Genomic DNA, 22,221 nt, shown 5'->3' with positions numbered 1-22,221 from the left:
GGGCGCGTGGGTGGGTCCGCCCGCTGATTCCGCCCGGCGCGTACCCGTTGCCCCTGTCCCCACGGTGGATCACCCCTTGCGGAAGTCCCCGTTGCGATGGCCCTCTTGCGATAGCCCCGTTGCGGAAGCCCCTGTTGGGGAGGCTTCCTTGCGGAGGTTTCGTTGCGGAGCTTCGTTGCGGGAGTCCCCTTGCGGGAATCTCCGCTGCGGAGGCTTCGTTCCTTCCGGGCGCTGAGCGCTGACCGCACGTACGCGGGTCGGTCGCCGGGCGCCCGGCCCTGGACGGGGAGCCCGCCGTGGGGCGGCGAGCGCTGCGTACGCGCCGGGAGCCGGCTCCGACGTCACCGGTCACCACCGCCCCGAGCGGCGGGTGCCGGATCATGCGAAGGACTCCCATGGACTCCACAAGACCCCTGATGATGCCCCCTGCCCGGACGCCGGGAACGCGGCTGCCGGCGTCCGGCACCGGTGCCCCGGCCGGTACGGGCTCGTGCGCCGGCCGGTCAGCCGGCTCGGTCGCCGCCCGTGTGCGGCCCCGCGGTGCCCGTCCCCACCGAGGCCGCCCGCAGCCCGGCGAGCAGTGCGGCGAGGGCCGCCCCGTCGTCGCGCCCGGTGTCCGGCAGGCCGCGGCCGTCGTGCGCCTCGGTTCGGTCCAGGCGGGCCGCCAGGGCTCGCGCCTGTGCCTCCCAGCGGCGACAGTCCGTACAGCCGGCGAGGTGGTCGCCGAGCCGTCGGGCGGTGACGCCGGGCGGCAGCTCCTCCCCGTCGAGACGGGCGGAGAGGGCCGTGCGGATGCGCGAGCAGAGCATGCCGCCATCCTCCCCGACGGGTGCGGGGCCGGCGAGGGGCGGTCGCGCTGTGCGGGATGACGAGGCGGTGACAGGCTGGGCACTGGCCGCCCGCACCGGTGACGAGCGGGCGATCGAGCAGTTCGTCCGGGCCACCCAGCTCGATGTGCGGCGCTATGTGACGCATCTGAGCGGCGACCCGCAGGCGGCCGACGACCTGGTGCAGGACACCTATGTGCGGGCGCTGCGCAGCCTGCCGCGGTTCGAGGGCCGGTCGTCGGCGCGTACCTGGCTGCTGACGATCGCCCGGCGGGTGGTGGCGGACCGGATCCGGTCGTACGCGGTCCGGCCCCGCCTGGCCGCGACCGACGACTGGCAGTCGGCGGCGGAGCGGGCGCAGCCGCGCAGTGTCCCCGGTTTCGACGAGGGCATCGCGCTGGCCGAACTGCTGGCGGCGCTGGTGCCGGAGCGGCGGGAGGCGTTCGTGCTCACACAGCTGCTGGGGCTGCCCTATGCGGCGACGGCGGGGGTGATGGGCTGCCCGGTGGGGACCGTACGGTCGCGGGTGGCGCGGGCCCGGGAGACGCTGGTCGCGCTGCTGACGGATGCCGAACAGGGAGGCGCCGAGGGGCCGCTGGACGGTCCGACCGAGGCGGGGCGGTCGGAGCCGGGCCGGCGGTCGGAGCCGGGCGGGCGGACGCGGGCGCTCGTGAGTGCGGTGGCCTGACGGGTGAGAGGCCTGCCCCGGTGTACGGGGCGGGCCGGACCCACCCACAGTCGGCTGCGGCCGAGCCGACGAAGCCGGTGCCGGCCCAACCGCGAAGCCGTGAGCGAGCACCGGAGCGGGGCAGTCGGCGAGCCGGAGTCCTCCGGCGGGTGCCTGGGGGTGGTGGTCGTCATCGCGCTGGTCCTCGGGGTCGGGTACGCGACGAACCAGTCGTTCGCCGACGGGGTCAGCGAGGACGTGCCCGGCGACCTCGTGAACGCCCAGAAGGACGACCGTGGCCACCGCGTCCTTCCGCACGACAAGGACCCCGGCGGGTGGATCACGGTTCCCTGCTGGTCCGCCGCCACCCGGTTCACCGTGCTCGACCGGATGGGCTCGGCGCCGCTCGGCGTCCGGCCCGGCGGCTCCTCGGTCGGTGACGTCGTCGCCCCGGTGTGGCGGGTCGCCCTCGGCCCTCAGCAGATCACCTTCTACGACGACGAGAATCGGACCGCCACCCCCTGTGCCTCGTGCCGAAGTGCGCCCGGCGGCGGGGCACCGGAGCGGGTACCGACCCGCAGCGGGTGCGGGTGCGGGCCGGCCGACCTCCGTGACGTCCCGGCGGCGCGGTCGGTACGGGCCGGTCTCAGCCGCCGGGCCGTACCGCCCGGGCCCGCACGGTCCGCGGAGGGCCGTCACGGAAGTGGAGGGTGAGGGTGAGCCGGTCGCCGGGCGCGAGGGTCGGCGCCGGGCTGATCATGATGTCCACGGTGGTCGGGGTCATCCGCAGGGTGCCGCCGGCCGGCACGGTGGCGGACCGGACCATCGCCATGCTCCGGGCGTTGTGCCCGATGTCGACGGTGCGGCTGAGCATCGCGCGGTGTCCGGCGGGTCCGGTGACCCCGGTGAGGACGTCGGGGGCGCCGCCCGTGTTGCGGAGGGTGAAGAACGCCGCGGTGGACTCGGGGCCCGCCCCGCCGGACGCCCCCGTCCCGGCGGGTCGGCCGGCCGCCGACGCGCCGGACGGGATCCATACGGTGCCCTCCGCGACGCTGATCCTGGCCGGGCTGCCCGCGTTGCCGGTGGCGGTCCACAGGGTGAGCGCGCCCAGGGTCGCCAGGCAGGTGAGCACGGGTACGGCGAGGGCGGGGAACGGAAGCCGGGTCATGAGGTGGTCTCCCAACGGGGGCCGGTGCGAGGGGTGTGGGGGCGGCGGGCGGGCCGCCCCACTCCGCCGCGGGGGTGCCAGGCCCGCAGCCGCAGGCTGTTGCCGACGACGAGGAGGGAGCTGGCGGACATGGCGGCGGCCGCGAGCATCGGGTTGAGCAGGCCGACGGCGGCGAGCGGCACGGTGAGGAGGTTGTAGCCGAACGCCCAGGCGAGGTTGGCGCGGATGGTGCCGAGGGTGCGGCGGGCCAGCCGGACCGCGTCGGCGATGGCTTGGAGGTCCTCGCGCACCAGGGTGACGTCGGCGGCGCCGATCGCGGCATCGGTGCCGCTGCCCATGGCGATGCCGAGGTCCGCGAGCGCCAGCGCCGCTGCGTCGTTGACGCCGTCGCCGACCACCGCGACCCGGGCGCCCTGCTCCTGGAGGGTGCGGACCAGCGCGGCCTTGTCCTCGGGACGGGCCTCGGCGTGCACCTCGGTGATGGCGAGGTGGCCGGCCACCGCCCGGGCGGTGGCGGTGCGGTCGCCGGTGGCCAGCACCGGCCGCAGGCCGAGCCGGCGGAGGTGTTCCACCGCGCGGTAGCCGTCCGGGCGGAGGGCGTCGCCGACGGCGAGGACGGCCTCCGGGGTGTCGTCGACGGTGACCTGGACGGCGGTGTGCCCGGCGGTCTCGGCGGCCCGTACCGCGTCGGCGAGCGGCGCCGGCAGACCGGAGAGGTCGCCGGGGCGGGTGAGCCGCACGTGGTGGCCGTCCACGGTGCCCTGTACGCCGTACCCGGGGGTGGAGAGGAACGCGCTGACGGGTGCCACGGGTTGGTCCGGGTGCCGGTCGTGGGCGTAGGTGGTGATCGCGCGGGCCAGCGGGTGTTCGGAGCCCTGCTCGACGGCGGCGGCCAGCCGGAGGGTAGTGGCCGGGCCGAGGCCGTCGGGGCGGACGGTGAGGGCGGTGACGCCCATCTGGCCGGTGGTGAGGGTGCCGGTCTTGTCGAGGACGACGGTGTCGATGCGGCGCAGCCGCTCCAGCGCCTCGGGGCCGCGGACGAGGATCCCCAGCTGGGCGCCGCGGCCGGTGGCGGCGAGCAGCGCGGTCGGGGTGGCCAGGCCTAGCGCACAGGGGCAGGCGACGACCAGGACGGCGACCGCCGCGGTCAGTGCGGCCTGCGGGTCGGCTCCGGCGCCGAGCCAGAAGCCCAGGACGCTGACCGCGACGGTCAGGACGGCGGGTACGAAGACCGCCGCGACCGCGTCGGCGAGCCGCTGGATGCGGGTCTTGCCGGTCTGGGCGTCCTCCACGAGCCGGGTGATCCGGGCGAGTTGGGTGTCCGCGCCCACCGCGTCGGCGCGTACTACCAGCAGGCCGCCGGAGTTGACCGCACCGCCGACCGCCGGTGAGCCCGGGCCGGCCTCCACCGGACGGCTCTCGCCGGTGATCAGCGACAGGTCCAGCGCGGAGCTGCCCTCGACGACGGTGCCGTCGGTGGCGACCCGTTCGCCGGGGCGCACCAGGAAGTGGTCGCCCACCCGTAGCCGCTCCACCGGGATGCGCCGCTCACCGTCGTCCGTCCGTACGGCCACGTCCTTGGCGGCGAGTTCGGCGAGCGCCCGCAGGGCGGAGCCGGTGCCGCGCCGGGCCCTGGCCTCCATCCGGCGCCCGGCCAGGACGAACAGCGGTACGCCGACGGCGGCTTCGAGGTAGAGGTGGGCGCTCCCGTCGCCCCCGGTCGGCAGCAGGCTGAATGGCATGGTCATCCCCGGGGCCCCGGCACCGCCGAGGAACAGCGCCCAGGTGGACCAGCCGAAGGACGCCGCCACGCCCAGGGAGACCAGGGTGTCCATGGTGGCCGCGCCGTGCCGCAGGCCGCGCAGCGCACGGGCGTGGAAGGGCGCGGCGCCCCAGACCGCGACGGGCGCGGCGAGCAGGAAGCACAGCCACTGCCAGTTGCGGAACTGCCAGCCGGGCACCATCGACAGGGCCAGGACGGGGAGCGAGAGCAGCGCGGTGAGCAGCAGCCGGTGGCGTTCGGCGCGGTCGTCGTCCGGTGTCTCCTGCGGGTCCGGCCGGCCGGTGGGCCGGTGGCCGTCCGCGGGCTCGGGCTCGGGGCGCTGTGCGGTGAAGCCGGCCGCCTCGACGGTGCCGATGAGTTCCTCGACGGACACCTCGGCGGGGTGGCTGACGGTTGCCCGGCCGGTGGCGAGGTTCACCGAGGCGGTGGTGCCGGCCAGCCGGCCGAGCCGCTTCTCGACCCGGCCCACGCAGGCCGCGCAGGTCATGCCGCCGATGGTGAGGGTGGTGGTGCGGGCGGGCGCCGGGGCCGCGGTGGCGGGGCCGGTGCCGGGTGCGGACCGCGGGTGGCTCATCGCGCTGCCGTCCCCACCGTCACCGGGCGGGGGGCGCCGGCGCCCATGCCGTGCATACCGCCCATGTCGTCGTCGGGTGCGGGGTCCTTCGTGCCGGTGCCGCCGGCCGGGTGCAGTCCGGGGGCGACCGGCCCGGCGAGGGCGCCGGCGGTGTACGACAGGGCGAAGAGCACCGCCAACAGGGCGACGAAGGCGAGCACCGTCCGGGCGGGCAGCAGGCGTCGGACGGCCTGGGCGAGCGGGGACCGACTGCGGTCGGCCGGGGAGCTGGACATCGCGTCATGGTGGCACTACCGGGCGGCGCCGGAGCGCCGATCTGGGGGCCTCGCGGGCGTGAGGTTTGTCCCGCGTCCCGGCCGGAACCCGCCGGGCCGCGGGGCCGACTATCTGGGATTGACCGGCAGCGGACCGCCGGTGCGCGGCGCGCCCGCCGAATTGCCCGCCGGCGGCGGGAACTCGACGGGCGCGGTGTCCGACCTCTCCAACGCCGTGCCGTTCGGGTGCGGTTCGTCGTAGACCAGCACTGTTGAGGAGGATGCATGTCCGCATGGCCCGATCCCGTCGAGCTGTACGGGGCGGAGTACACCCGCGATCCCTATCCCCTGTATGCCGAGTTGCGGGCGCGCGGTCCGGTCCACCGGGTGCGCTTCCCCAGCGGGGTGTGCGCCTGGCTCGTCACCGGGTACGAAGCCGCACAGCAGGCCCTGACCGACCCCCGGCTGGGCAAGCACCACTCGCGCGGCAACGCCGCCTGGCGGGCCCGCGCCTCGATCATGCCCGAGCCGCAGCACTCCCAGCTCCAGGTGCACCTGCTGCACCAGGACCCGCCCCGGCACACCGAGATGCGCCGGCTGATCACCGATGCCTTCGCCCCGCAGCGGGTGGCGGCGCTGCGGCCCCGCTTCCAGGAGCGGGCCGACGCACTGCTCGACGCGCTGCCGGAGGGCGGCCGGGTGGACCTCGTCGAGGCGTTCGCCGCGCACTTCCCCTTCCAGGTGCTGGCCGATGTCATCGGTCTCCCGGAGGAGTTCGCCGCCCGCTTCGACCGGGACTGGGGCAAGGTGGTGCAGCCCGTGGGGCCGGAGGATCCCGGCCGGCCGGTGTACGAGGCGCGGCTGCGCGGGCTGCAGCGGTACATCGCGGACCTGGTCGCCGCCAAGCGCCGGCAGCCGGGCGACGACCTGCTGTCCCGGCTGGTGGCCGCGCGGGACGACGGCCGGCTCGGGCCGGAGGAGCTGGACTCGATGGTCTTCCAGCTGCTGGTCGCGGGCCAGGAGCCGGTCACCAACCAGATCACCACCGCCCTGGTGGCCCTGCTGCGCCACCCGGAGCGGCTCGCGGAGCTGGCCGCCGACCCGGAGCTGCTGCCCCGTGCGGTGGAGGAACTCCTGCGGTACGACAGCGCCTTCGAGCTGACGACCTGGCGGTTCTTCGCCGAGGGCAGCGAGCTGCACGGGACCCGGATCCCGGCCGGCGACTCGGTGATCGTGTCGCTGTGCGCGGCCAACCGCGATCCGGAGCGGTTCGCCGACGCGGACGCCCTGGACTTCGACCGCTCCCCCAACCCGCACCTCGCCTTCGGGCACGGCATCCACTTCTGCCCGGGCGCGGCGCTCGCCCGGATCGAACTCCAGATCGCCCTGGGGACCCTGCTGCGCCGGCTGCCGGACCTCAAGCCGGCCGCCCCGGACGAGGAACTCCGGTGGATCCCCGCGGTGTTGGCGCGCGGGGTGGACCGGCTGCCGGTCGACTACGGGCGGCGTGGTGGCTGCCCGGTGACGCACGGGCCGGTCGCCGCGTGCTGACCAGCCCGGCCCGGCCGCGCCCGGGCCTGTCACCCACCCAGCAGGACGTCTGCGCCCAGGTGCTCGCGACGCTGCTGCCGTACCGGCGCACCTTGGACGCCGCCCACCAGGAGCGCCCGGAGGACTTCCCCGCGCAGCTGCGGCAGCTCGCGGGCCCGGTGGCGGCCGGTGAGCCGATCCGGTTCACCCTGCCCGGCTTCCCCTGCAAGTCGCCCAATCCTGCCAAGGTCCTCGGGCACCTGCCCGACGAGGGGGAACGGCTGGCGCTGCGCTTCCTGGACGCGCTGTGCGCCCGGGTCGCCGCCGTCCACCCGCCCGGCGCCCGGGTGGTCATCTGCTCGGACGGGCACGTCTTCAGCGACCTGATCGGGGTGCCTGACCCCGCCATCGACGCCTACGCCGATGCACTGCGCGCGCTGATCCGTGCCGAGGGGCTGACCCGGCTGGACGTGTTCGACCTGCGCGAGGTGTACGGCGCGGAGCTCTCGCACGACGCCAAGCGGGCGCTGGTCGCCGCGGAGCACGCCCCGTCCCTGGAGAGCCTGCGGGCGCAGACGCGGTGCGACGAGCCGACCCGCCGGCTGTACCAGGGCATCACCCGGTTCCTCTTCGAGGACACCGCGTCCTTCGCGGGCACCCGCTCGGCGCTGCAACGGGACTGCCGGCGGCGGGCGTACGGCGTGATGCAGCGCAGCACCGCCTGGGGCGAACTGGTCGCCGCGCACCACCCGGGGGCCTTCCGGCTGTCGATCCATCCGCAGCCGCGGGGCTCGGCGAAGTTCGGCATCCGGCTGTTGGACGCCCCCGATGTGTGGGTGACGCCGTGGCACTCCTGCGTGGTCGAACACGCCGACGGTCGGCGGGAGTTGATGCGCAGGGCGGATGCCGAGCGGCTCGGCCGGCCGGTGCTGCGGGAGGGCCGGCCGAGCCACTTCGTGGTGGGGTGAGGTCAGCCGTCCACGGCGGCGGGCAGGGCCTCCCGGTGGTCGAAGGCGATCAGGGGGTCGCCGGTGAGCGGATGGTCGGTCACCGCGGCGCGCACCCCGAAGACCTCGGCCAGCAGCTGTGGCGTCAGCACCTCGCGCGGCGGCCCGGACGCCACCAGCCGGCCGGCGTGCAGCACATGCAACCGGTCGCACAGGGAGGCCGCGGCGTTCAGGTCGTGCAGCGAGATCAGCGTGGTGCGGCGCTGGGCGCGCAGCAGGGTGAGCAGCTCGACCTGATGCCGTACGTCGAGGTGGTTGGTGGGTTCGTCCAGCACCAGGACGTCCGGGTCCTGGGCGAACGCCCGGGCCAGCAGCGCCCGTTGGCGTTCGCCGCCGGACAGCGCGGAGAACCGGCGGGCGCCCTGGCCGGCCAGGCCGACGGCGGCCAGGGCGTCCGCGACGGCCTCCCGGTCGGCCCGGTCCTCGCCGGCGAACGCCCGCTTGTACGGGGTGCGGCCCATCGCCACCACCTCGTGCACGGTCAGCTCGAAGTCGCTGCCGCGCTCCTGCGGTAGCGCGGCCACCCGCCGCGCGGTCTGCCCGGGGGTGAGGTCGCGCAGGTCGGTCCCGTCGAGCAGCACCCGCCCGGCGGTGGGCCGCAGATGGCGGTAGACGGTGCGCAGGACGGTGGACTTGCCGCTGCCGTTGGGGCCGACGAGCCCGGCGATCTCGCCCGCAGCGGCCATCAGCCGCACCCCGGCGACGACGTTGCGGCCGGCGTAGCCGACGTCCAGCTGCTCGATGTCGACGTTCACCGGCCCACCGCCATCCGCCGGTCGAGGACGTACAGCAGGGCGGGTGCCCCGATCATCGCCGTCACCACGCCGACCGGGAGCTCCTGGGTGTCCATGGCCGTACGGCACACCACGTCCACCACCACCAGCAGCAGCGCCCCGGTGAGCGCGGACAGCGGCAGCAGCCGGCGGTGGTCGCCGCCGATGACCAGCCGGCACAGGTGCGGCACCATCAGGCCGACGAAGGCGATGGCCCCGGCGACCGCGACCAGGACGCCGGTCAGCAGGCTGGTGACGGCGAACAGTTCCCGGCGCAGCCGGGTGACGTCCACGCCCACCCCGGCCGCCGTTTCGTCGCCCATGGTCAGCGCGTTCATGGCGCGGGCGCGCGCCTGGAGGAGGAGCAGCCCGCCGGCGACGGCCAGCGCCGGCAGCCCCAGCACGCTCCAGGTGGCTCCGCTGAGGCTGCCCATCAGCCAGAACAGCACGCTGTGGGTCTGCTGTTCATCGCCGGCCTGGAGCACCAGGTAGCTGGTGAAGCCGGAGAGGAACTGCCCGATGCCCACCCCGGCCAGCACCAGCCGCAGCGGCGAGAACCCCCCGCCGCGCCGGGCCATGCACCACACCAGCGCGAACGCGCCGAGCGCCCCGGCGAAGGCGGCGGCCGACAGCCCCAGTCCCAGCGCGCCCCCGGCGCCGGCGCCCAGCACGATCGCGGCGACCGCGCCGAGCGAGGCACCGTTGGAGATGCCCAGCAGGTACGGGTCCGCCAGCGGGTTGCGCACCAGTGCCTGGGTGGTGGTGCCGACCAGGCCCAGCCCGGCGCCCACGAGCGCTGCCAACAGGGCGCGCGGCACACGGAGTTGCCACACGATCAGGTCGTCGGTGCCGGGCCGGGGCGGGGCCCCGCCGAGCCGATGGAGCACCACCGACCAGACGTGCCCGGGGGCGAGGTCGGTCGGGCCGAGGGCGACGGCGGCGGTCAGCGCCACGGCCAGGCCGACGCCGAGGGCCAGGGCGAGCAGTCCGGCCCGCGGGGTGCGCGGTCCGGTCCGTCCGCCCGCCTCCGCGACGGGGTGTGCCGCCTCCTTCACCGGCGTCACCGGTGCGCCGCCGGGAACCGGTCCGGGTGGACGGTGTGCGCGATCTCCTCGACCGTGTCGGCGTTGCGGACCCCGGCGATGGTGGTGCGCTCGGAGCCGATCCGCAGGAAGTGCCCCTTGCGGACGGCCGTCAGCCCCTTGGTGGCGGGGAAGTCCCGCAGGAACGCCGCGGCCTGGTCGAAGGCCTGGTCGGTGGCCGCGGCGTCGCCCCGGTTGCGCACCGCGAGCTGGATCCAGTCGGGGTCCTTGGCGACCACGTCCTCCCAGGAGACGGGCTTGAAGTCACCGTCGCAGCCGTCGAACACGTTCCGCGCCCCGGCCTGGGTGATCACCGCGTTGGCGACCTGCTTGCGGCAGACGGCCATCGGCTGCTTGGTGCCGGCGTCGTAGTCGAAGAGGAAGTACGTCGGCCGCTGCTTCTCCGGGACCGCGCCGACGGCCTTGTGCACCGCGGCGGTCTTCGCACGCATCCCGGCGACGAGCTCCTTGGCGCGCGGCGCGGTGCCGGTCACCGCGCCCAGCCGCTCGATGTCGCGCTCCACCCCGGACAGGTCGCGCTGCGGCGCGGCGGCCATCGGGGCGCAGGCCGTGGAGGCCAGATAGAGGTGCTTGATCCCGGCCGCCCGGAACTCCTCGGGGGTCGGGGCGTCGCCCGCTCCGCCCATGGCGCCCATCGCGGCGAAGGTGTCGATGTAGAGGTCGGCGCCGGATCCGAGCAGCTTCTCCTTGGGGATGATGTGCTTGCCCAGCACCGGCACCCGCTGTGCCTGCGCACCCAGTTCACCGGGCAGGGCGCCCTTGCCGGGCGGGAACCCGGTGCCGATGACGCGGTCGCCGGCGCCCAGGCGGAGCAGCATCTCCAGGGCGGCGGCGTTGCTGGTGACGATCTTGCGCGGCGGGGACGAGAAAGTGGTGGGGGCGCCCTTGCAGTCGGTGACCCGTACGGGGAACCCGGAGCCGCCGCGCCCGGAGGCACTGGAGTCCTCGCCGGTACCGCCGCCCCCTCCGCCGCCGCACGCCGTGGTGGCCACCGCGACGACCACCGCAAGACCGCACAACTTCCCAGGACGCATGGTGCTCTTCTCCCTCGCCTTCGCCGGCCGGCTCCCCGGCCCGCGGGCCGCCGTCGCGACCCGGCACAGGTAGTCGGCCGGGCCGGGGGGACGGTTCCGGGACGGCGGCGGCTTTTCGGGACGGCGGCTTTCGGGCACGGGCTTTGGGGCGCGAACCTACGAGCGAGGTCGGTCATGGGCGCGGTTGTCGGGCGGGCCCGGGGCGGATGCAGCGTGCTGCGGCACAGACCCGGCTGTCACCGGTCACCACCGAGCGGCGGGCCTCACGGGTCGAGGCCGCTGCCCTGGGGGCCGTAGAGGTCGAGCAGCCGGGTGCGGGTGCCGTGCAGCCGGTCGGCGACCGTCTCGGCGACATAGCGGTACATCGCCCGGCCGAGCACCGCGTCGGACTCGCACAGCGCGCGGACCACGGTGGCGTCGAACTCCACCGCTTCCACCGGGCCGAGGGTCTGCGCGCCGAAGTGCCACAGGTAGGGCGGGAACAGCCAGGACCAGCCCAGCAGTTCACCGCGGCCGAGGGTCTCCACCACCGCCGCCTGTCGGCCGGGGACGCGCTGGTCCAGCGCCACCCGGCCGCTGCGGATGATCCAGAACCGGTCGGCCCGGTGCCCCTCCTCGAAGAGGCGGGTGGCGCGCGGCAGGGAGACCTCCTGGGCGAGGTCGGTCAGCCGCCGGCGCCGGTCGGGCGGCATTGCCTCGAACAGGTCTCTGGCCTGTGCCATCTCATTCTCCGTCCGCTGACTGCTTTGCAAGATATGCGGTGGGTGACGGGGATGGCGGGAACGGCTCGACCGGGTGGCGGTGTCCCCGGGCGGCCGGGACCGGCCCGGGGCCCGGCCTGTACCGGGGTCGCTACCCCGGCCGGTGCCGGGGTCGGGGCAGCGGCCGGTGAAGTCAGGTCATCTGGCGCCGCACCAGGTCGTGCAGCCGGCCGCCGGTGTCGGCGAGCAGTTCGGCCGGTGCGCCCTGTTCGACGATCCGGCCCTCCTCCATGACGATCACGCGGTCGGCGTCCATGACCGTGGACAGCCGGTGGGCGATCACCAGCCGGCTGGCGCTGAGCTTGCGGGTGCTGTCGATGACGATCCGCTGGGTCTCGTTGTCCAGGGCGCTGGTGGCCTCGTCGAAGAAGAGGATCCGGGGGCGGCGGATCAGGGCCTGGGCGATCATCAGGCGCTGCCGCTGGCCGCCGGAGATGGCGCCCCCGCCGGCGATCATGGTGTGCAGACCCATCGGCATTCGCTTGATGTCCTCGGCCAGACCGGCCATCTCGGCCGCCGCCCAGGCCTCCTCCTGGCTGAAGGACTCGGCGCCGCAGATGCAGTCCAGGATGGAGCCGGTCAGCGGCTGGGCGTTCTGCAGCACCACCCCGCACTGGCGGCGCACCGCGGCCTGGTCCAGGGCGCCGAGGTCCTGGCCGTCGTAGAGCACGCTGCCCGAGGTGGGCCGGTCGAAGCCGATCAGCAGCCGCAGCAGGGTGGACTTGCCGCAGCCGCTGGGGCCGACGACGGCGACGAACTCACCGGGCCGCACCCGGAAGGAGACGTCGTCGAGGACGAGGGGGCCGTCGTCGGTGTAGCGGAAGGAGAGCTTCTTGGCCTCCATGCCACCGGTAAGGGTGCCGGGCTGGGAGCTGCCGCCGCGTACCTCCGGTGCCTCCTCCAGCACCGGCTTGATCTGCTCGAACATCGGCAGTGCGGCGGCGGCCGCGACGGCGGCGCCGGTGATCTGGGTGACCGAGGTCAGCAGCATGGTCACCGCGGTGTTGAAGGTGAGGAAGGAGCCGGCCGACATGCTGCCGCGGGCCGGACCGGCCAGCAACATGAACATGGTGAGCGAGCAGAGCGGCAGGTAGACCGCGTTGAGGACGGTGGTGAGGTTCTTGATCCGGCCGGCCTTCTGCTGCAGCTCGCGGGAGCGGGCGAACTCCCGGGCCCAGGCCGCGTAGGCGAAGCTCTCGGCGGCGGCGACCCGCAGCTTCGGCAGCCCGCGCAGGGTCTGGAACGCCTGGTTGTTGAGCTTGTTGGTGAGGGTGATCAGCCGGCGCTGCCAGCGCACCTCCCACAGGCCCAGGGCGAGGAAGACCACCCCGATGACGAGGAGCATCCCGACCGCGGCGAGCGCCAGCGGCACGCTGTAGACGAGCAGCAGGACCAGGTTCATCGCGCCGACGGTGGTCGACTGCACGGCGACCGGGCCGATCCCGGACAGCACCCGCCGGATGGTGCTGATGCCCATCGCGGCGCCGGCCAGCTCGCCGGTGGAGCGTTCGGTGAAGAACTTCGTCGGCAGCCGGAGCAGCCGGTCCCAGACCGCAGGCTGCAGCACGCTCTCGATCCGGCCCTCCATCCGCAGCACGGTGAGGTTCTGCAGCAGCATGAACGCGGCGGAGACCACGCTGGTGACGATGACGGCCAGCGACACCTGGACGATCAGGCTGCGCTCGGCGGCGGGTACGTAGACGCCCAGCACCTTGCCGGTGGCGAGCGGGACCAGCGCGCCGATCCCGACCGTCACCAGTCCGCTCAGCGCCAGATTGCGCAGGTCCGCCCGGCTGCCGCGGAGGCTGAAGAGCATCAGCCGCCACATCGTCATGGGCCGCTCCGGCAGCGGGCGGTAGAACATGACGGCCCGCGGCTCGAACTCGTCGGCGTTGTCCTTGCCGATCCGGATCCGCAGCCCGGAGGCCGGGTTGACCGCCTCGTAGCGCCCGCGGCGCCACAGCAGCGCGACCGGGGCACCGGACTTGGCGCGGTGCCCGACCAGGGGGCCGGCGTTCGTCGCCCACCAGGAGCCGGTCAACTTGACCGCGCGGGTGCGGATCCGCGAGCTGACCGCGATCTGCTCGACGGGGGTGAGGCGGTCGTTGACCGCGCCGCCCCTGGGCGGGTCGGTGAGGGTGATCCCGGCCGCCCCGGCGACCGCGCGGCAGACCGCGTAGGTGATGTCGGCGCCGGCCCGGTCGGCCCCCTCGCCGCCCCGGCCGGCGCGGTCCTGGCGGCCGATGGAGGCCAGCAGCGCCTGGTCGGCCCGTTCGCGGACGGCCTCGCCGGCCTTGATGCCGGCGGCCGTACGGTCCTCGTGGGCGCGCTCCAGCTGCTCGATCCAGCGGTCGACGGCGGACAGCAGCCGGTACTGCTGATTGACCATCCGCTGCCACAGGTCGGGGTCCACCAGCAGGTCGGCGGCGGCCTCCGCGCTGTAGGAGGCGCCGTACTGCACACTGCCGGGCGGCACCGGCATCCACAGGATGTCGTCGTCGGCGACCGCGTCATCGCCGGGCCGGCCGTCCAGCGGGGCCTCGAACAGCACGCCCAGGCCGCGGGCGGTGCCCAGCGCGAAGGCGTGCTCCAGGGGGGAGGGCGCCTCGCCCTGGCCGCCGTACGCGGGGTCGTGGCCGTGGTCGCCGACGAAGCCGTACGACCCGGTGTCGGTGAACCCGCCCTGGTCGCCGTAGTCGTACCGGGGCAGTTCGCGCAGCGGGATCCGATGCAGCCGGCAGTCCTGCGCGGGGCGGCCGAGCAGGGTGTGCTGGGGGCCCTGGACCGGGCCGAGCAGCAGGGTGCCGGCCTCGAGCCGGCCCAGGAAGTGCCAGTGGCCCTCGGCGGCGGCGTCGACCGCGAACAGGTCGAGCGCACCGCCGGTGACCAGCCACAGGACGTGCGGCCCTTCCAGGGGGACGCTGCGCAGCCCGGTGCAGTCGACGGGCGCGCCGAGGCCGCCCAGGGCGTGCGTGACCGCGTCGGTCTCGCCCGGTCCGGCGACCGCGGACGGGGGGATGGCTGACACCTCAGTGCTCCTTGACCAGCTCGGCGTAGGCGCCCCCGGCGGCGACCAGGTCCTCGTGCCGGCCTCGTTCGACGACCACGCCGTGGTCGAGGACCACGATCTCGTCGCTGTCGCGGACGGTGCTCAGCCGGTGGGCGATGACGACGCAGGCGCAGCCGCGGCGCCGCAGGTTGTCCATGATGGTCTGTTCTGTCTGGGCGTCCAGGGCGCTGGTGACCTCGTCGAGGACCAGGATGCTGGGGCGCCGGACCAGGGCGCGGGCGATCTCCAGCCGCTGCCGCTGGCCGCCGGAGAAGTTGCGGCCGTCCTGCTCGACCCGGCTGTAGATGCCGTCCGGGCGGCGGGCGATGACGTCGTCGTAGAGGGCGGCGTCCTTCAGGGCGGTGATCACCGCGTCGTCCGGCACCGAGGGGTCCCACAGCGCCACGTTGTCGCGGACGGTGCCCTCGAACAGGAAGATGTCCTGGTCGACGAAGGAGACCGAGGCGGCCAGCGCGCTGCGCGAGAGGTCCTCCAGGCGCTGTCCGTCGATGCGGATGGTGCCTTCCCAGGGGCTGTAGAGGCCGGAGATCAGCCGGGAGACGGTGGACTTGCCGCTGCCGGAGCCGCCGACCAGGGCGACCTGCCGGCCGGGGCCGACGGCCAGGGAGAAGCCGGTGAGCAGCGGCTTGTCCAGCGGGCTGTAGCCGAAGGTGATGTCCTCAAGCGTCACATGGCCGGTGAGCCGGCGGGTGTCGGCGTCCGAGCCGGGCCGGGCGTAGAGGGTGTCGGCGGGGAAGGACTCGACGTCCTTGAGCCGGGCCACGTCGGCGGCGAAGTCCTGGATCCGCCCGGCGACCCCGTTCAGCCGGGTGATCGGGGCGGTGAAGCGGGTCACCAGCGCCTGGAAGGCGACCAGCAGACCGATGGAGATATGGCCCTCGATCGCCCGCAGGCCGCCGATCCACAGGATCAGCGCGCTGTTGAGGGTGGCCAGGGTGGGTGCGACGACGGCCAGCCAGGAGCTGGGCACGCCGAGCCGCTGCTGGACCTCCAGGGTGGTGGCGTGCTGGCCGGCCCAGCGGCGGAAGTAACCGTTCTCCCCGCCGGTGGCCTTCATCGTCTCGATGAGCTGGAGGCCGGTGTAGGAGGTGTTGGTGAGCCGGGCGGTGTCGGCCCGGAGCTTGGCGGTGTGGGTGGCCCGCAGCCGGACCACGATCCGCATCGCCACGACGTTGAGCAGCGCGATGCCCACGCCGATGACGGTCAGTTGGGGGTCGTAGCTCCACAGCAGGACGGCGTAGAGGACGACGACGATGCCGTCCACACCGGCGGCGGCGAGGTCGCGGGCGAGGGTTTCGGCGACCGCGTCGTTGGACTGCAGCCGCTGGACCAGGTCGGCCGGGCTGCGTTGGGCGAAGAAGGTGACCGGGAGTCTGAGCAGGTGGCGCAGGAAGCGGGCGCTGGTCAGGGTCGAGGAGATGATCCGGCCGCGCAGCAGGTTCGCCTGCTGCAGCCAGGTCAGGACGGCGGTCAGCCCGACCAGCGCGGCCATCGACGCAAAGAGCGGCCCCAGCAGTGAGGTCTGGTTGCCGATCAGGAACATGTCGATGTACGTACGGCTGAGCGCGGGCACCGCGGCGCCGACGGCGACCAGCAGCAGGCTGGCGAGCAGGGCGGCCAGCAGGGTGCCGGTGGTGCCGCGCAGCCGGGCGGGGAGCGCGCCGAGGACGCCGGGCTTGCGGCCGCCCTTGCGGAAGGACTCGGACGGCTCGAAGACCAGGGCGACACCGGTGAAGCTGGTGTCGAAGTCCTCCATCGGCACGAACCGGCGGCCCTTGTCGGGGTCGTTGATGTGGACGCCCTTGCGGCCGAGCTTGCGGCCCGCGCCGTCGTAGACGACGTAGTGGTTGAACTCCCAGAAGAGGATGGCCGGGGCCTGCACCTCGGCGAGCGCGGCCGGCTCCATCTGCATGCCCTTGGCCGTGAGGCCGTAACTACGGGCGGCCTTGAGCAGGTTGCTGGCGCGCGAGCCGTCCCGGGAGACGCCGCAGGCGATCCGCAGCTCCTCCAGCGGCACATGGCGTCCGTAGTGGGCCAGCACCATGGCCAGGGAGGCGGCACCGCACTCCACGGCCTCCATCTGGAGCACGGTGGGGGTGCGGACGGTCCTGGTCTTCGCGGCCTTGGGGGCGGGCTCCTCCCGCCGGGTGCGGCGGCGGGCGCCGGGGGCGGGCTCGGGGCGGTGCCGGCCGCGGCCCGCCGGGGGCAGCGGTGCCTGCGGGGCCGCGGTGTCGTTCGGTGCGGTCACGGCAGCAGCCAATCGATCGGGTGCTGCGCGGCCAGGTGGACGGCGCCGCTGGCCAGCGTCATGGAGTCGAGGGTGAAGGGCGGGCCGTCGGAGGTCGACCAGGTGTAGCCGGACCTGCTGTGCGGGGCGGCGTCGAGCTGCACCAGGACCGCGACGGGCGGTCCGGCCTTCGAGAACTGCTCACCGAGCTGACTGCTGCCCAGGTAGGCGCCGATGCGCTGGCGGGTCTGGGCGGTCCGGCCGACGGCCCTGACCCGGCCGCGCAGTACGCCGTACTGTTGGCTCGGCACGGACTGGACGGTGAGGTCGACCGAGGCGCCGACGGGCACGGTGGCAGCGCGGTCGGCCGGTACGTAGAGGGTCGCCGTCAGGGGGTCGCCGGAGTGCGCGACGCGCTCGACGGAGGCGATGTCGGCGCCGGTCGTGACGACCGCGCCGATGGAGGCGACCATGCTGGTCAGTCGGCCGGCGGCGAGGCTGCGGACGACGACGGTGCCGCGGGGGGTACGGACCTTCAGTACCGGGGTGTTGGCGGCCACCGGCTTGCCCTCTGCGGCGAGGACCGCGGTGACCTGGCCGGCCACGGGGCTCTGCAGGATGTAGCTGCCCTGGCCGTGGGTGAGGATGCCGGACGCGGTGAGGGTGGAGGAGACGGTGCCGGTCACCGCCCAGAAGGCGGCGGCGATCACGACGAGGACCGTCACGGTCAGCACCAGCCAGCCCTGGGGGCGGGCGAGGCGCACCGGAAGGTCGATCTCCTCGGGCGACTGCAGCTTGGAAAGGGCCTGTTGGCGGAACTGCACGACACTCTTCCCTCAACTGCGATGGACTGTCCCACGGGTGGCGGCCGGGTGCCCCGGGGCCCGGACGTGGCCGGGCGGTTCCGGGGCACTCGGCCCGGCGTGTCGGCAAGGAGGGGTCGCCGACCTGCCGGTGTCACCGTTCAAAGCCGGCTGTGCCGCCGGGCGGCACAGGCGGGTCTCAGAGACCGGCGGCCAGGTTCGTCACGGCGCCGGTGTTCACGCCGGTGGTCTCGTTGACCAGGCCGGTCACGTTGTTGACGACGCCCGAAACCGGGGCGACGGAGTCAACGGTGCCGGTCACGGTGCCGAGCACGCCACCGACGAGGCCACCGGACACGTTGTCCAGGTCGGCGTCGGAGATTTCCTGGGTCTGAACCTGGGGGGTGGAGTTCATGATGTTTCCCTTCGGATGAATATCTCGAAAAAAGCTGCGCCCGAACCGTCCGGTGGGTGGCTCGGCCGCGGCAGCGGAAGTCGGGGCCCGAAATCGGGAACCGTTGGTGTGACTCCCGCAGTGCGAAGGATCAAAGCATGCAGGCGGGTTGTGCTGCTAATCGGATCGACCCCGAAACGGACGTGAACGCTCCACCGAATTACCTCTCGTGCACGCACATCCATGAATCGGTAGCAGCTTCTTCACAACTTCTTCGGTTTCCTTTCCATTGCGCGGCCCGCGCCTCGCTCGACGAACCAGACAATCCCGCACCAAACCGCTGAGGCGCAGGTCAGCAGGGGGATGGGGGTTCGGAGGCCATGCACCGACTGCGTAATCGGTGTGGAGGTTTCTTGAAGGCCGTCAATTTTTACGGCACTCGACCACCCGAACGAGACAACACCGGGAAACCCGCCCCCGCACCCCCTCGGGCGGATGTTGCGCGACCTTTACAGGCGGATTGACCGCGCCCGATTCGCCCGGAATTCCGAGTGCGGTATCGATCGCCTTGCACACCTTGCAGGGAATCGTCAGCACTCACTGTACCCCTTTCCGATGCAATCGGATCGAGCACCCCGAGAACGGACATAGCCGCATAACGACACGGCATCCGACTCGGCGGAAATGGGCGATTTACCGCCGGTATCACCCCGGTGGCAGCCACCCCCTCGGTACGGCACCGTGAGAGGGGGCCGAAGGCCGGGCCACGGAAGGAGCCGCCGGTGGAGCCCGTCGAGGCGCTGGAACGGATCGCCTTCCTGCTGGAGCGGCAGGGAGCGGTGACCTACCGCGTCCAGGCGTTCCGTACGGCCGCCGCGGCGGCCGGGGAGCTGTCCGCCGACGCACTGCGCCGCCGCGCCGAGAACGGCTCACTGGCCCGTCTGAAGGGCCTGGGGCCCAAGACCACCCGGGTGGTCGAAGAGGCGCTGGCGGGTGTGCGGCCGGTGTACCTCGCGCGGCTGGAGGACGAGGCGGGCGGGCCGCTGGTCGAGGGAGAGCGGGGGGCGCGGCTGCGGCAGGCGCTGCGCGGCGACTGCCATCTGCACTCCGACTGGTCCGACGGCGGCAGCCCGGTCGAGACGATGGCCGCGACCGCCCGCGACCTCGGCCACTCCTGGTGCGTGCTGACCGACCACTCGCCCCGGCTCACCGTCGCCCGTGGCCTGAGCGCCGAGCGGCTGCGGCAGCAGCTGGCGCTGGTCGCGGAGGTGAACGAAACGCTGGCGCCGTTCCGGCTGTTGACCGGGATCGAGTGCGACATCCTCGACGACGGCGGCCTCGACCAGGAGCCGGAGCTGCTGGACCAACTCGACGTGGTGGTGGCCTCGGTGCACTCCAAGCTGCGGATGGACCGGGCGCCGATGACCCGGCGGATGCTCGCCGCGGTGGGCAACCCGCTGGTGGACGTCCTCGGCCACTGCACCGGCCGGCTGCTCTCCGGCCGGCAGCGCCCGGAGTCCTCGTTCGACGCCGGAGAGGTGTTCGCGGCCTGCGCCGAGCACCGCACCGCGGTGGAGATCAACTGCCGCCCCGAGCGGCTGGACCCCCCGCGCCGGCTGCTGCGCGAGGCGGTGGACGCGGGGTGCCTCTTCGCCATCGACACCGACGCCCACGCACCGGGCCAGCTGGACTGGCAGATCTACGGCTGTGCCCGGGCCGAGGAGTGCGGCGTCCCGGCCGACCGGATCATCAACACCTTCACGGAGCGCCAGCTGACCACCTGGACCACGACCGGGCGTACCCCGGGCCGCTGAGCCGACGGCCGGTCAGGAGGCCGACGGGGCGGGCGCGGCGGCCGGGGAGGGGGCCGGCGGGGTGGCTGGGACGAACCGCAAGGTCGCGACGTAGGCCACCACCACCGCGACGATGACCAGCGGCATCACGGTCAGCCCGTTGTGCCCCATCAGCAATGTGGCCAGCAGCACCGCGGTCATCGGGAGCCGGAGCATCGCCACCCCCATCGCGCCGATGCCCATCGCGAACGCCGGCGTGGCCGACAGGCCGGGCAGGTGGGACATGAGCACCCCGCCCGCCGCGCCGATGAACAGCGCCGGGAAGATCGGACCGCCGCGGAAGGCGCTCAACGACACGCAGTACGCCAGCCCCTTGCACAGCACCAGCAGCACCAGCGCCCCCGCCGAGTACCCGGCACTGGCGGCGAAGAGCGACCCCAGCGCCGACTGCCCCGAGTAGAGCACCTCGGTCGCGGGCTTGCCGGTGGCGGCGGCGAACCCGACGGCCAGCGCCCCGACCACCAACCCCGTCGCCACCGTCATCGGCACCCGGTGGCGCGCCACATGCCCCTTCAGCAGCAGCGCGAGCCGCCGGACGCCGGTCGCGGCGCAGGCGGCGGCCAGGCCGATGACCAGCGCCCAGCAGAACTCCGCAACCGTCGGCCCGGCGGCCCGGGGAACGCCCTGGAGCGTGAGCGAGTACGTACCGAGCCCGGTCCAGTCGCCCAGCCCGGTGAAGACCAGCGCACCGATGCCGGACGCCAGCAGCCCGGGCAGCAGCACCATCCCCAGCATCGGGCCGGCCAGCCCTGCCACCTCCATCAGCAGGAACGCGCCCAGCAGCGGGGAGCCCAGCAGTGCGCTGATCGCCGCGAAACTGCCGGCGGCGCCCAGCGCGGCGACGGCCTGCTCCGGCAAGCCCCGGTTCAGCAGCCGTACGGCGCCCACGGACAGGCCGCCGCCGAGGGCGATCAGCGGGGCCTCCGGGCCGAGCACCGCACCGAGGCCGAGGGAGGCCAGCGCGGCGAGCACGATGCCGGGGAGGGCGGCCAGCGCCGGCGCGCCACCGACCGACAGCCCGTCGGCCGGCTCATGGCCGCCGTTGCCCGGCAGGTAGCGGATCGTCAGCCCGACCAGCAGTCCGGCCACCGCGAGCATCGGCAGCGGCCACCACCACGGGGTGCCGGCCAGGCCCAGCGCCCGCGGCGCAGCGTCGTACACCAGCGCTTCGAGTTCATGGACCAGCGCCAGGAAGCCGAACGCCACGGCGCAGATCGGGAACCCGAGCACCGCCGCGATCAGCAGCAGCTTCAGATAGCCGCGGGTGCGCACCATCGCGTAGGGGTCCGGTGAGCCGCCGGGGGGCGCCTCGCCGCCCGGGCGGCCGGGGCCACCAGGTCCGCCGGAGCCACCAGGTCCGCCGGGTCCGCCCGCCATGGCATCGCCTCCTCGCCGCCAGGAGGAGCCTGCCACGGGCGGCCCCGGACGGCCGGACAGGACGCGACGGGAACACCCGAACGCCGCCGTCTCACCCCTGGGACGCCGCCGCCTCCCCGAGGGCGGCGAGCACCGGGCGGAACAGCGGGTGTTCCTCGGCCCCGCGGCGTACCGCGGCGAACACCCGGCGGGTGGGAGCCGCCCCGTCGACCGGCCGGACCGCCACGCCCGTGAGGTCCATGTCGCGCAGCGCCGAGCGGGGGACCAGGGCGACGCCCGCCGCGGCCGAGGCGAGCGCGACCACCGCCCGGAAGTCGTCGGAGGAGTGCTCCAGGTGGGGCTGGAACCCGGCGTACTCGCAGGCCAGCACGACCACGTCATGGCAGGGGTTGCCCGGGTAGGGACCGATCCACGGGTCCTCGGCGAGGGCGGCGAGCGCGACCCGGTCGGCGCCGGCGAGGCGATGGCCAGGGGGCAGGACCGCGTCGAACGGCTCGGCGTAGAGCGCGACCCGGGTCAGCCGGGGGTCGTCGGCGCGGGGCGCGCCGCGGTACTCCACGGCCACCGCCACATCGACCTGCCGGTCCAGGACCATCCCCAGGCTGGCGTCGCCCTCCGCGTCCTGGACGCGGACCCGGATGCCCGGCGCGGAGCGGGCCAGGGCGGTCAGCGCGGGCGCGACGACCAGGCCGATGCCGGTGGCGAAGGACGCCACGGTGACCGTGCCGGCCTCGCCCGAGCCGTAGGCGGCGAGCTCGGACTCGGCGCGCTCCAGCTGGGCGAGGACGGCGTTGGCGTGGGTGAGCAGGATGTCGCCCGCGGCGGTCAGCCGGACGCCGCGGGCGCTGCGCTCCACCAGGCGGTGGCCGGTCTCCTGTTCCAGCGCGGCCAGCTGCTGGGAGACCGCCGAGGGGGTGAGGTAGAGCGCGGCGGCCGCGGCGGTCACGGTGCGGTGGTCGGCCACCGCACGCAGGATGTGCAGCCGTCGTGCTTCGATCATGCGGCCATTTTCGCAG

General features: G+C 74.3%; 19 protein-coding genes. 5 read left to right on the top strand and 14 right to left on the bottom strand.

What is annotated here, in order from left to right:
* Positions 1-503: 503 nt before the first annotated feature.
* Positions 504-809, bottom strand: coding sequence for a zf-HC2 domain-containing protein (locus AB0G84_RS04665; protein ID WP_361315463.1), 306 nt, complete (start codon positions 807-809; stop codon positions 504-506).
* 49 nt (positions 810-858) lie between these two features.
* Here AB0G84_RS04665 and AB0G84_RS04660 point away from each other — a divergent pair, with 49 nt between their 5' ends.
* Both AB0G84_RS04660 and AB0G84_RS04655 read left to right on the top strand, forming a co-directional pair.
* Positions 859-1,515, top strand: coding sequence for a sigma-70 family RNA polymerase sigma factor (locus tag AB0G84_RS04660; RefSeq protein ID WP_361315461.1), 657 nt, complete (start codon positions 859-861; stop codon positions 1,513-1,515).
* Between the two features lie 99 nt (positions 1,516-1,614).
* Entirely contained in the window at positions 1,615-2,208 is a 594-nt protein-coding gene (locus tag AB0G84_RS04655; protein ID WP_361315458.1) for a hypothetical protein, read from the top strand.
* Here the strand turns inward: AB0G84_RS04655 and AB0G84_RS04650 are convergent.
* The 3 genes from AB0G84_RS04650 to AB0G84_RS04640 are packed head-to-tail and all read right to left on the bottom strand — an operon-like array spanning position 2,141 to position 5,294.
* Positions 2,141-2,662, bottom strand: coding sequence for a copper chaperone PCu(A)C (locus tag AB0G84_RS04650; RefSeq protein ID WP_361315456.1), 522 nt, complete (start codon positions 2,660-2,662; stop codon positions 2,141-2,143). The genes AB0G84_RS04655 and AB0G84_RS04650 overlap by 68 nt on opposite strands.
* On the bottom strand, positions 2,659-5,019 hold the full coding sequence (locus tag AB0G84_RS04645; protein WP_361315454.1) for a heavy metal translocating P-type ATPase: 2,361 nt from the start codon (positions 5,017-5,019) through the stop codon (positions 2,659-2,661). The genes AB0G84_RS04650 and AB0G84_RS04645 overlap by 4 nt, the downstream gene beginning before the upstream one ends.
* Positions 5,016-5,294 carry a hypothetical protein gene (locus tag AB0G84_RS04640; RefSeq protein ID WP_361315451.1) on the bottom strand — a complete coding sequence of 93 codons (279 nt, stop codon included), beginning with the start codon at positions 5,292-5,294 and terminating at the stop codon, positions 5,016-5,018. The genes AB0G84_RS04645 and AB0G84_RS04640 overlap by 4 nt, the downstream gene beginning before the upstream one ends.
* 264 nt (positions 5,295-5,558) lie before the next feature.
* On the opposite strand from AB0G84_RS04640, the gene AB0G84_RS04635 reads away from it, so the two are divergent.
* Together AB0G84_RS04635 and AB0G84_RS04630 are read left to right on the top strand one after the other, a co-directional pair.
* The gene (locus tag AB0G84_RS04635; RefSeq protein WP_361315449.1) at positions 5,559-6,824 is read left to right on the top strand and encodes a cytochrome P450; all 1,266 of its coding nucleotides are present in this window, start codon (positions 5,559-5,561) and stop codon (positions 6,822-6,824) included.
* A complete protein-coding gene (locus AB0G84_RS04630) occupies positions 6,821-7,771 on the top strand; it encodes an isocyanide synthase family protein (RefSeq protein WP_361316787.1) in 951 nt (316 codons plus the stop codon). Before AB0G84_RS04635 ends, AB0G84_RS04630 begins: the two co-directional genes overlap by 4 nt.
* Positions 7,772-7,773: 2 nt before the next feature.
* On the opposite strand, the gene AB0G84_RS04625 is transcribed toward AB0G84_RS04630, so the two are convergent.
* From AB0G84_RS04625 to AB0G84_RS04590, 8 genes are all read right to left on the bottom strand, one after another.
* Positions 7,774-8,565: an ABC transporter ATP-binding protein gene (locus AB0G84_RS04625; protein WP_361315446.1), complete on the bottom strand. Its 792-nt coding sequence runs from the start codon at positions 8,563-8,565 to the stop codon at positions 7,774-7,776.
* Complete coding sequence (locus AB0G84_RS04620) at positions 8,562-9,638, bottom strand: iron ABC transporter permease (protein WP_361315444.1); 1,077 nt, start codon at positions 9,636-9,638, stop codon at positions 8,562-8,564. The genes AB0G84_RS04625 and AB0G84_RS04620 overlap by 4 nt, the downstream gene beginning before the upstream one ends.
* Before the next feature lie 5 nt (positions 9,639-9,643).
* Positions 9,644-10,720 carry an ABC transporter substrate-binding protein gene (locus tag AB0G84_RS04615; protein WP_361315441.1) on the bottom strand — a complete coding sequence of 359 codons (1,077 nt, stop codon included), beginning with the start codon at positions 10,718-10,720 and terminating at the stop codon, positions 9,644-9,646.
* Between the two features lie 263 nt (positions 10,721-10,983).
* Positions 10,984-11,442, bottom strand: coding sequence for a cyclic nucleotide-binding domain-containing protein (locus AB0G84_RS04610; RefSeq protein WP_361315438.1), 459 nt, complete (start codon positions 11,440-11,442; stop codon positions 10,984-10,986).
* Between the two features lie 172 nt (positions 11,443-11,614).
* The gene (locus AB0G84_RS04605) at positions 11,615-14,500 is read right to left on the bottom strand and encodes an NHLP bacteriocin export ABC transporter permease/ATPase subunit (RefSeq protein WP_361316785.1); all 2,886 of its coding nucleotides are present in this window, start codon (positions 14,498-14,500) and stop codon (positions 11,615-11,617) included.
* Positions 14,501-14,510: 10 nt separating this feature from the next.
* On the bottom strand, positions 14,511-16,799 hold the full coding sequence (locus AB0G84_RS04600; RefSeq protein WP_361315436.1) for an NHLP family bacteriocin export ABC transporter peptidase/permease/ATPase subunit: 2,289 nt from the start codon (positions 16,797-16,799) through the stop codon (positions 14,511-14,513).
* A complete protein-coding gene (locus AB0G84_RS04595) occupies positions 16,796-17,602 on the bottom strand; it encodes an HlyD family efflux transporter periplasmic adaptor subunit (RefSeq protein WP_361315434.1) in 807 nt (268 codons plus the stop codon). The genes AB0G84_RS04600 and AB0G84_RS04595 overlap by 4 nt, the downstream gene beginning before the upstream one ends.
* Before the next feature lie 178 nt (positions 17,603-17,780).
* Positions 17,781-17,996 (bottom strand): type A2 lantipeptide, encoded by a 216-nt coding sequence (locus AB0G84_RS04590; RefSeq protein ID WP_361315432.1) that lies wholly within the window; start codon positions 17,994-17,996, stop codon positions 17,781-17,783.
* A 761-nt stretch (positions 17,997-18,757) separates the two neighbouring features.
* Between AB0G84_RS04590 and AB0G84_RS04585 the strand changes: the two genes are divergently transcribed.
* Positions 18,758-19,789, top strand: a complete 1,032-nt coding sequence (locus AB0G84_RS04585; RefSeq protein ID WP_361315430.1) for a PHP domain-containing protein — start codon at positions 18,758-18,760, stop codon at positions 19,787-19,789.
* 12 nt (positions 19,790-19,801) lie between these two features.
* Here the strand turns inward: AB0G84_RS04585 and AB0G84_RS04580 are convergent, their stop codons facing one another.
* Entirely contained in the window at positions 19,802-21,103 is a 1,302-nt protein-coding gene (locus AB0G84_RS04580; RefSeq protein ID WP_361316783.1) for a chloride channel protein, read from the bottom strand.
* A gap of 193 nt (positions 21,104-21,296) precedes the next feature.
* Positions 21,297-22,205 (bottom strand): LysR substrate-binding domain-containing protein, encoded by a 909-nt coding sequence (locus tag AB0G84_RS04575; protein ID WP_361315427.1) that lies wholly within the window; start codon positions 22,203-22,205, stop codon positions 21,297-21,299.
* Positions 22,206-22,221 lie beyond the last annotated feature (16 nt).

Origin of the sequence: Streptomyces sp. NPDC020742 (assembly GCF_040641675.1) — a bacterium.
Taxonomy (GTDB): Bacteria; Actinomycetota; Actinomycetes; order Streptomycetales; family Streptomycetaceae; genus Streptomyces.
Note: the sequence above shows the minus strand (reverse complement) of the source record. Positions and strands in the feature narration are given on the sequence as shown.

Excerpts from the sequence above, each read along its gene's own strand:
- AB0G84_RS04665 (WP_361315463.1), bottom strand. The coding sequence starts at position 809 with ATGCTCTGCTCGCGCATCCGCACGGCCCTCTCCGCCCGTCTCGACGGG.
- AB0G84_RS04650 (WP_361315456.1), bottom strand. The coding sequence starts at position 2,662 with ATGACCCGGCTTCCGTTCCCCGCCCTCGCCGTACCCGTGCTCACCTGC.
- AB0G84_RS04645 (WP_361315454.1), bottom strand. The coding sequence starts at position 5,019 with ATGAGCCACCCGCGGTCCGCACCCGGCACCGGCCCCGCCACCGCGGCC.
- AB0G84_RS04640 (WP_361315451.1), bottom strand. The coding sequence starts at position 5,294 with ATGTCCAGCTCCCCGGCCGACCGCAGTCGGTCCCCGCTCGCCCAGGCC.
- AB0G84_RS04635 (WP_361315449.1), top strand. The coding sequence starts at position 5,559 with ATGTCCGCATGGCCCGATCCCGTCGAGCTGTACGGGGCGGAGTACACC.
- AB0G84_RS04615 (WP_361315441.1), bottom strand. The coding sequence starts at position 10,720 with ATGCGTCCTGGGAAGTTGTGCGGTCTTGCGGTGGTCGTCGCGGTGGCC.
- AB0G84_RS04610 (WP_361315438.1), bottom strand. The coding sequence starts at position 11,442 with ATGGCACAGGCCAGAGACCTGTTCGAGGCAATGCCGCCCGACCGGCGC.
- AB0G84_RS04590 (WP_361315432.1), bottom strand. The coding sequence starts at position 17,996 with ATGAACTCCACCCCCCAGGTTCAGACCCAGGAAATCTCCGACGCCGAC.
- AB0G84_RS04580 (WP_361316783.1), bottom strand. The coding sequence starts at position 21,103 with ATGGTGCGCACCCGCGGCTATCTGAAGCTGCTGCTGATCGCGGCGGTG.
- AB0G84_RS04575 (WP_361315427.1), bottom strand. The coding sequence starts at position 22,205 with ATGATCGAAGCACGACGGCTGCACATCCTGCGTGCGGTGGCCGACCAC.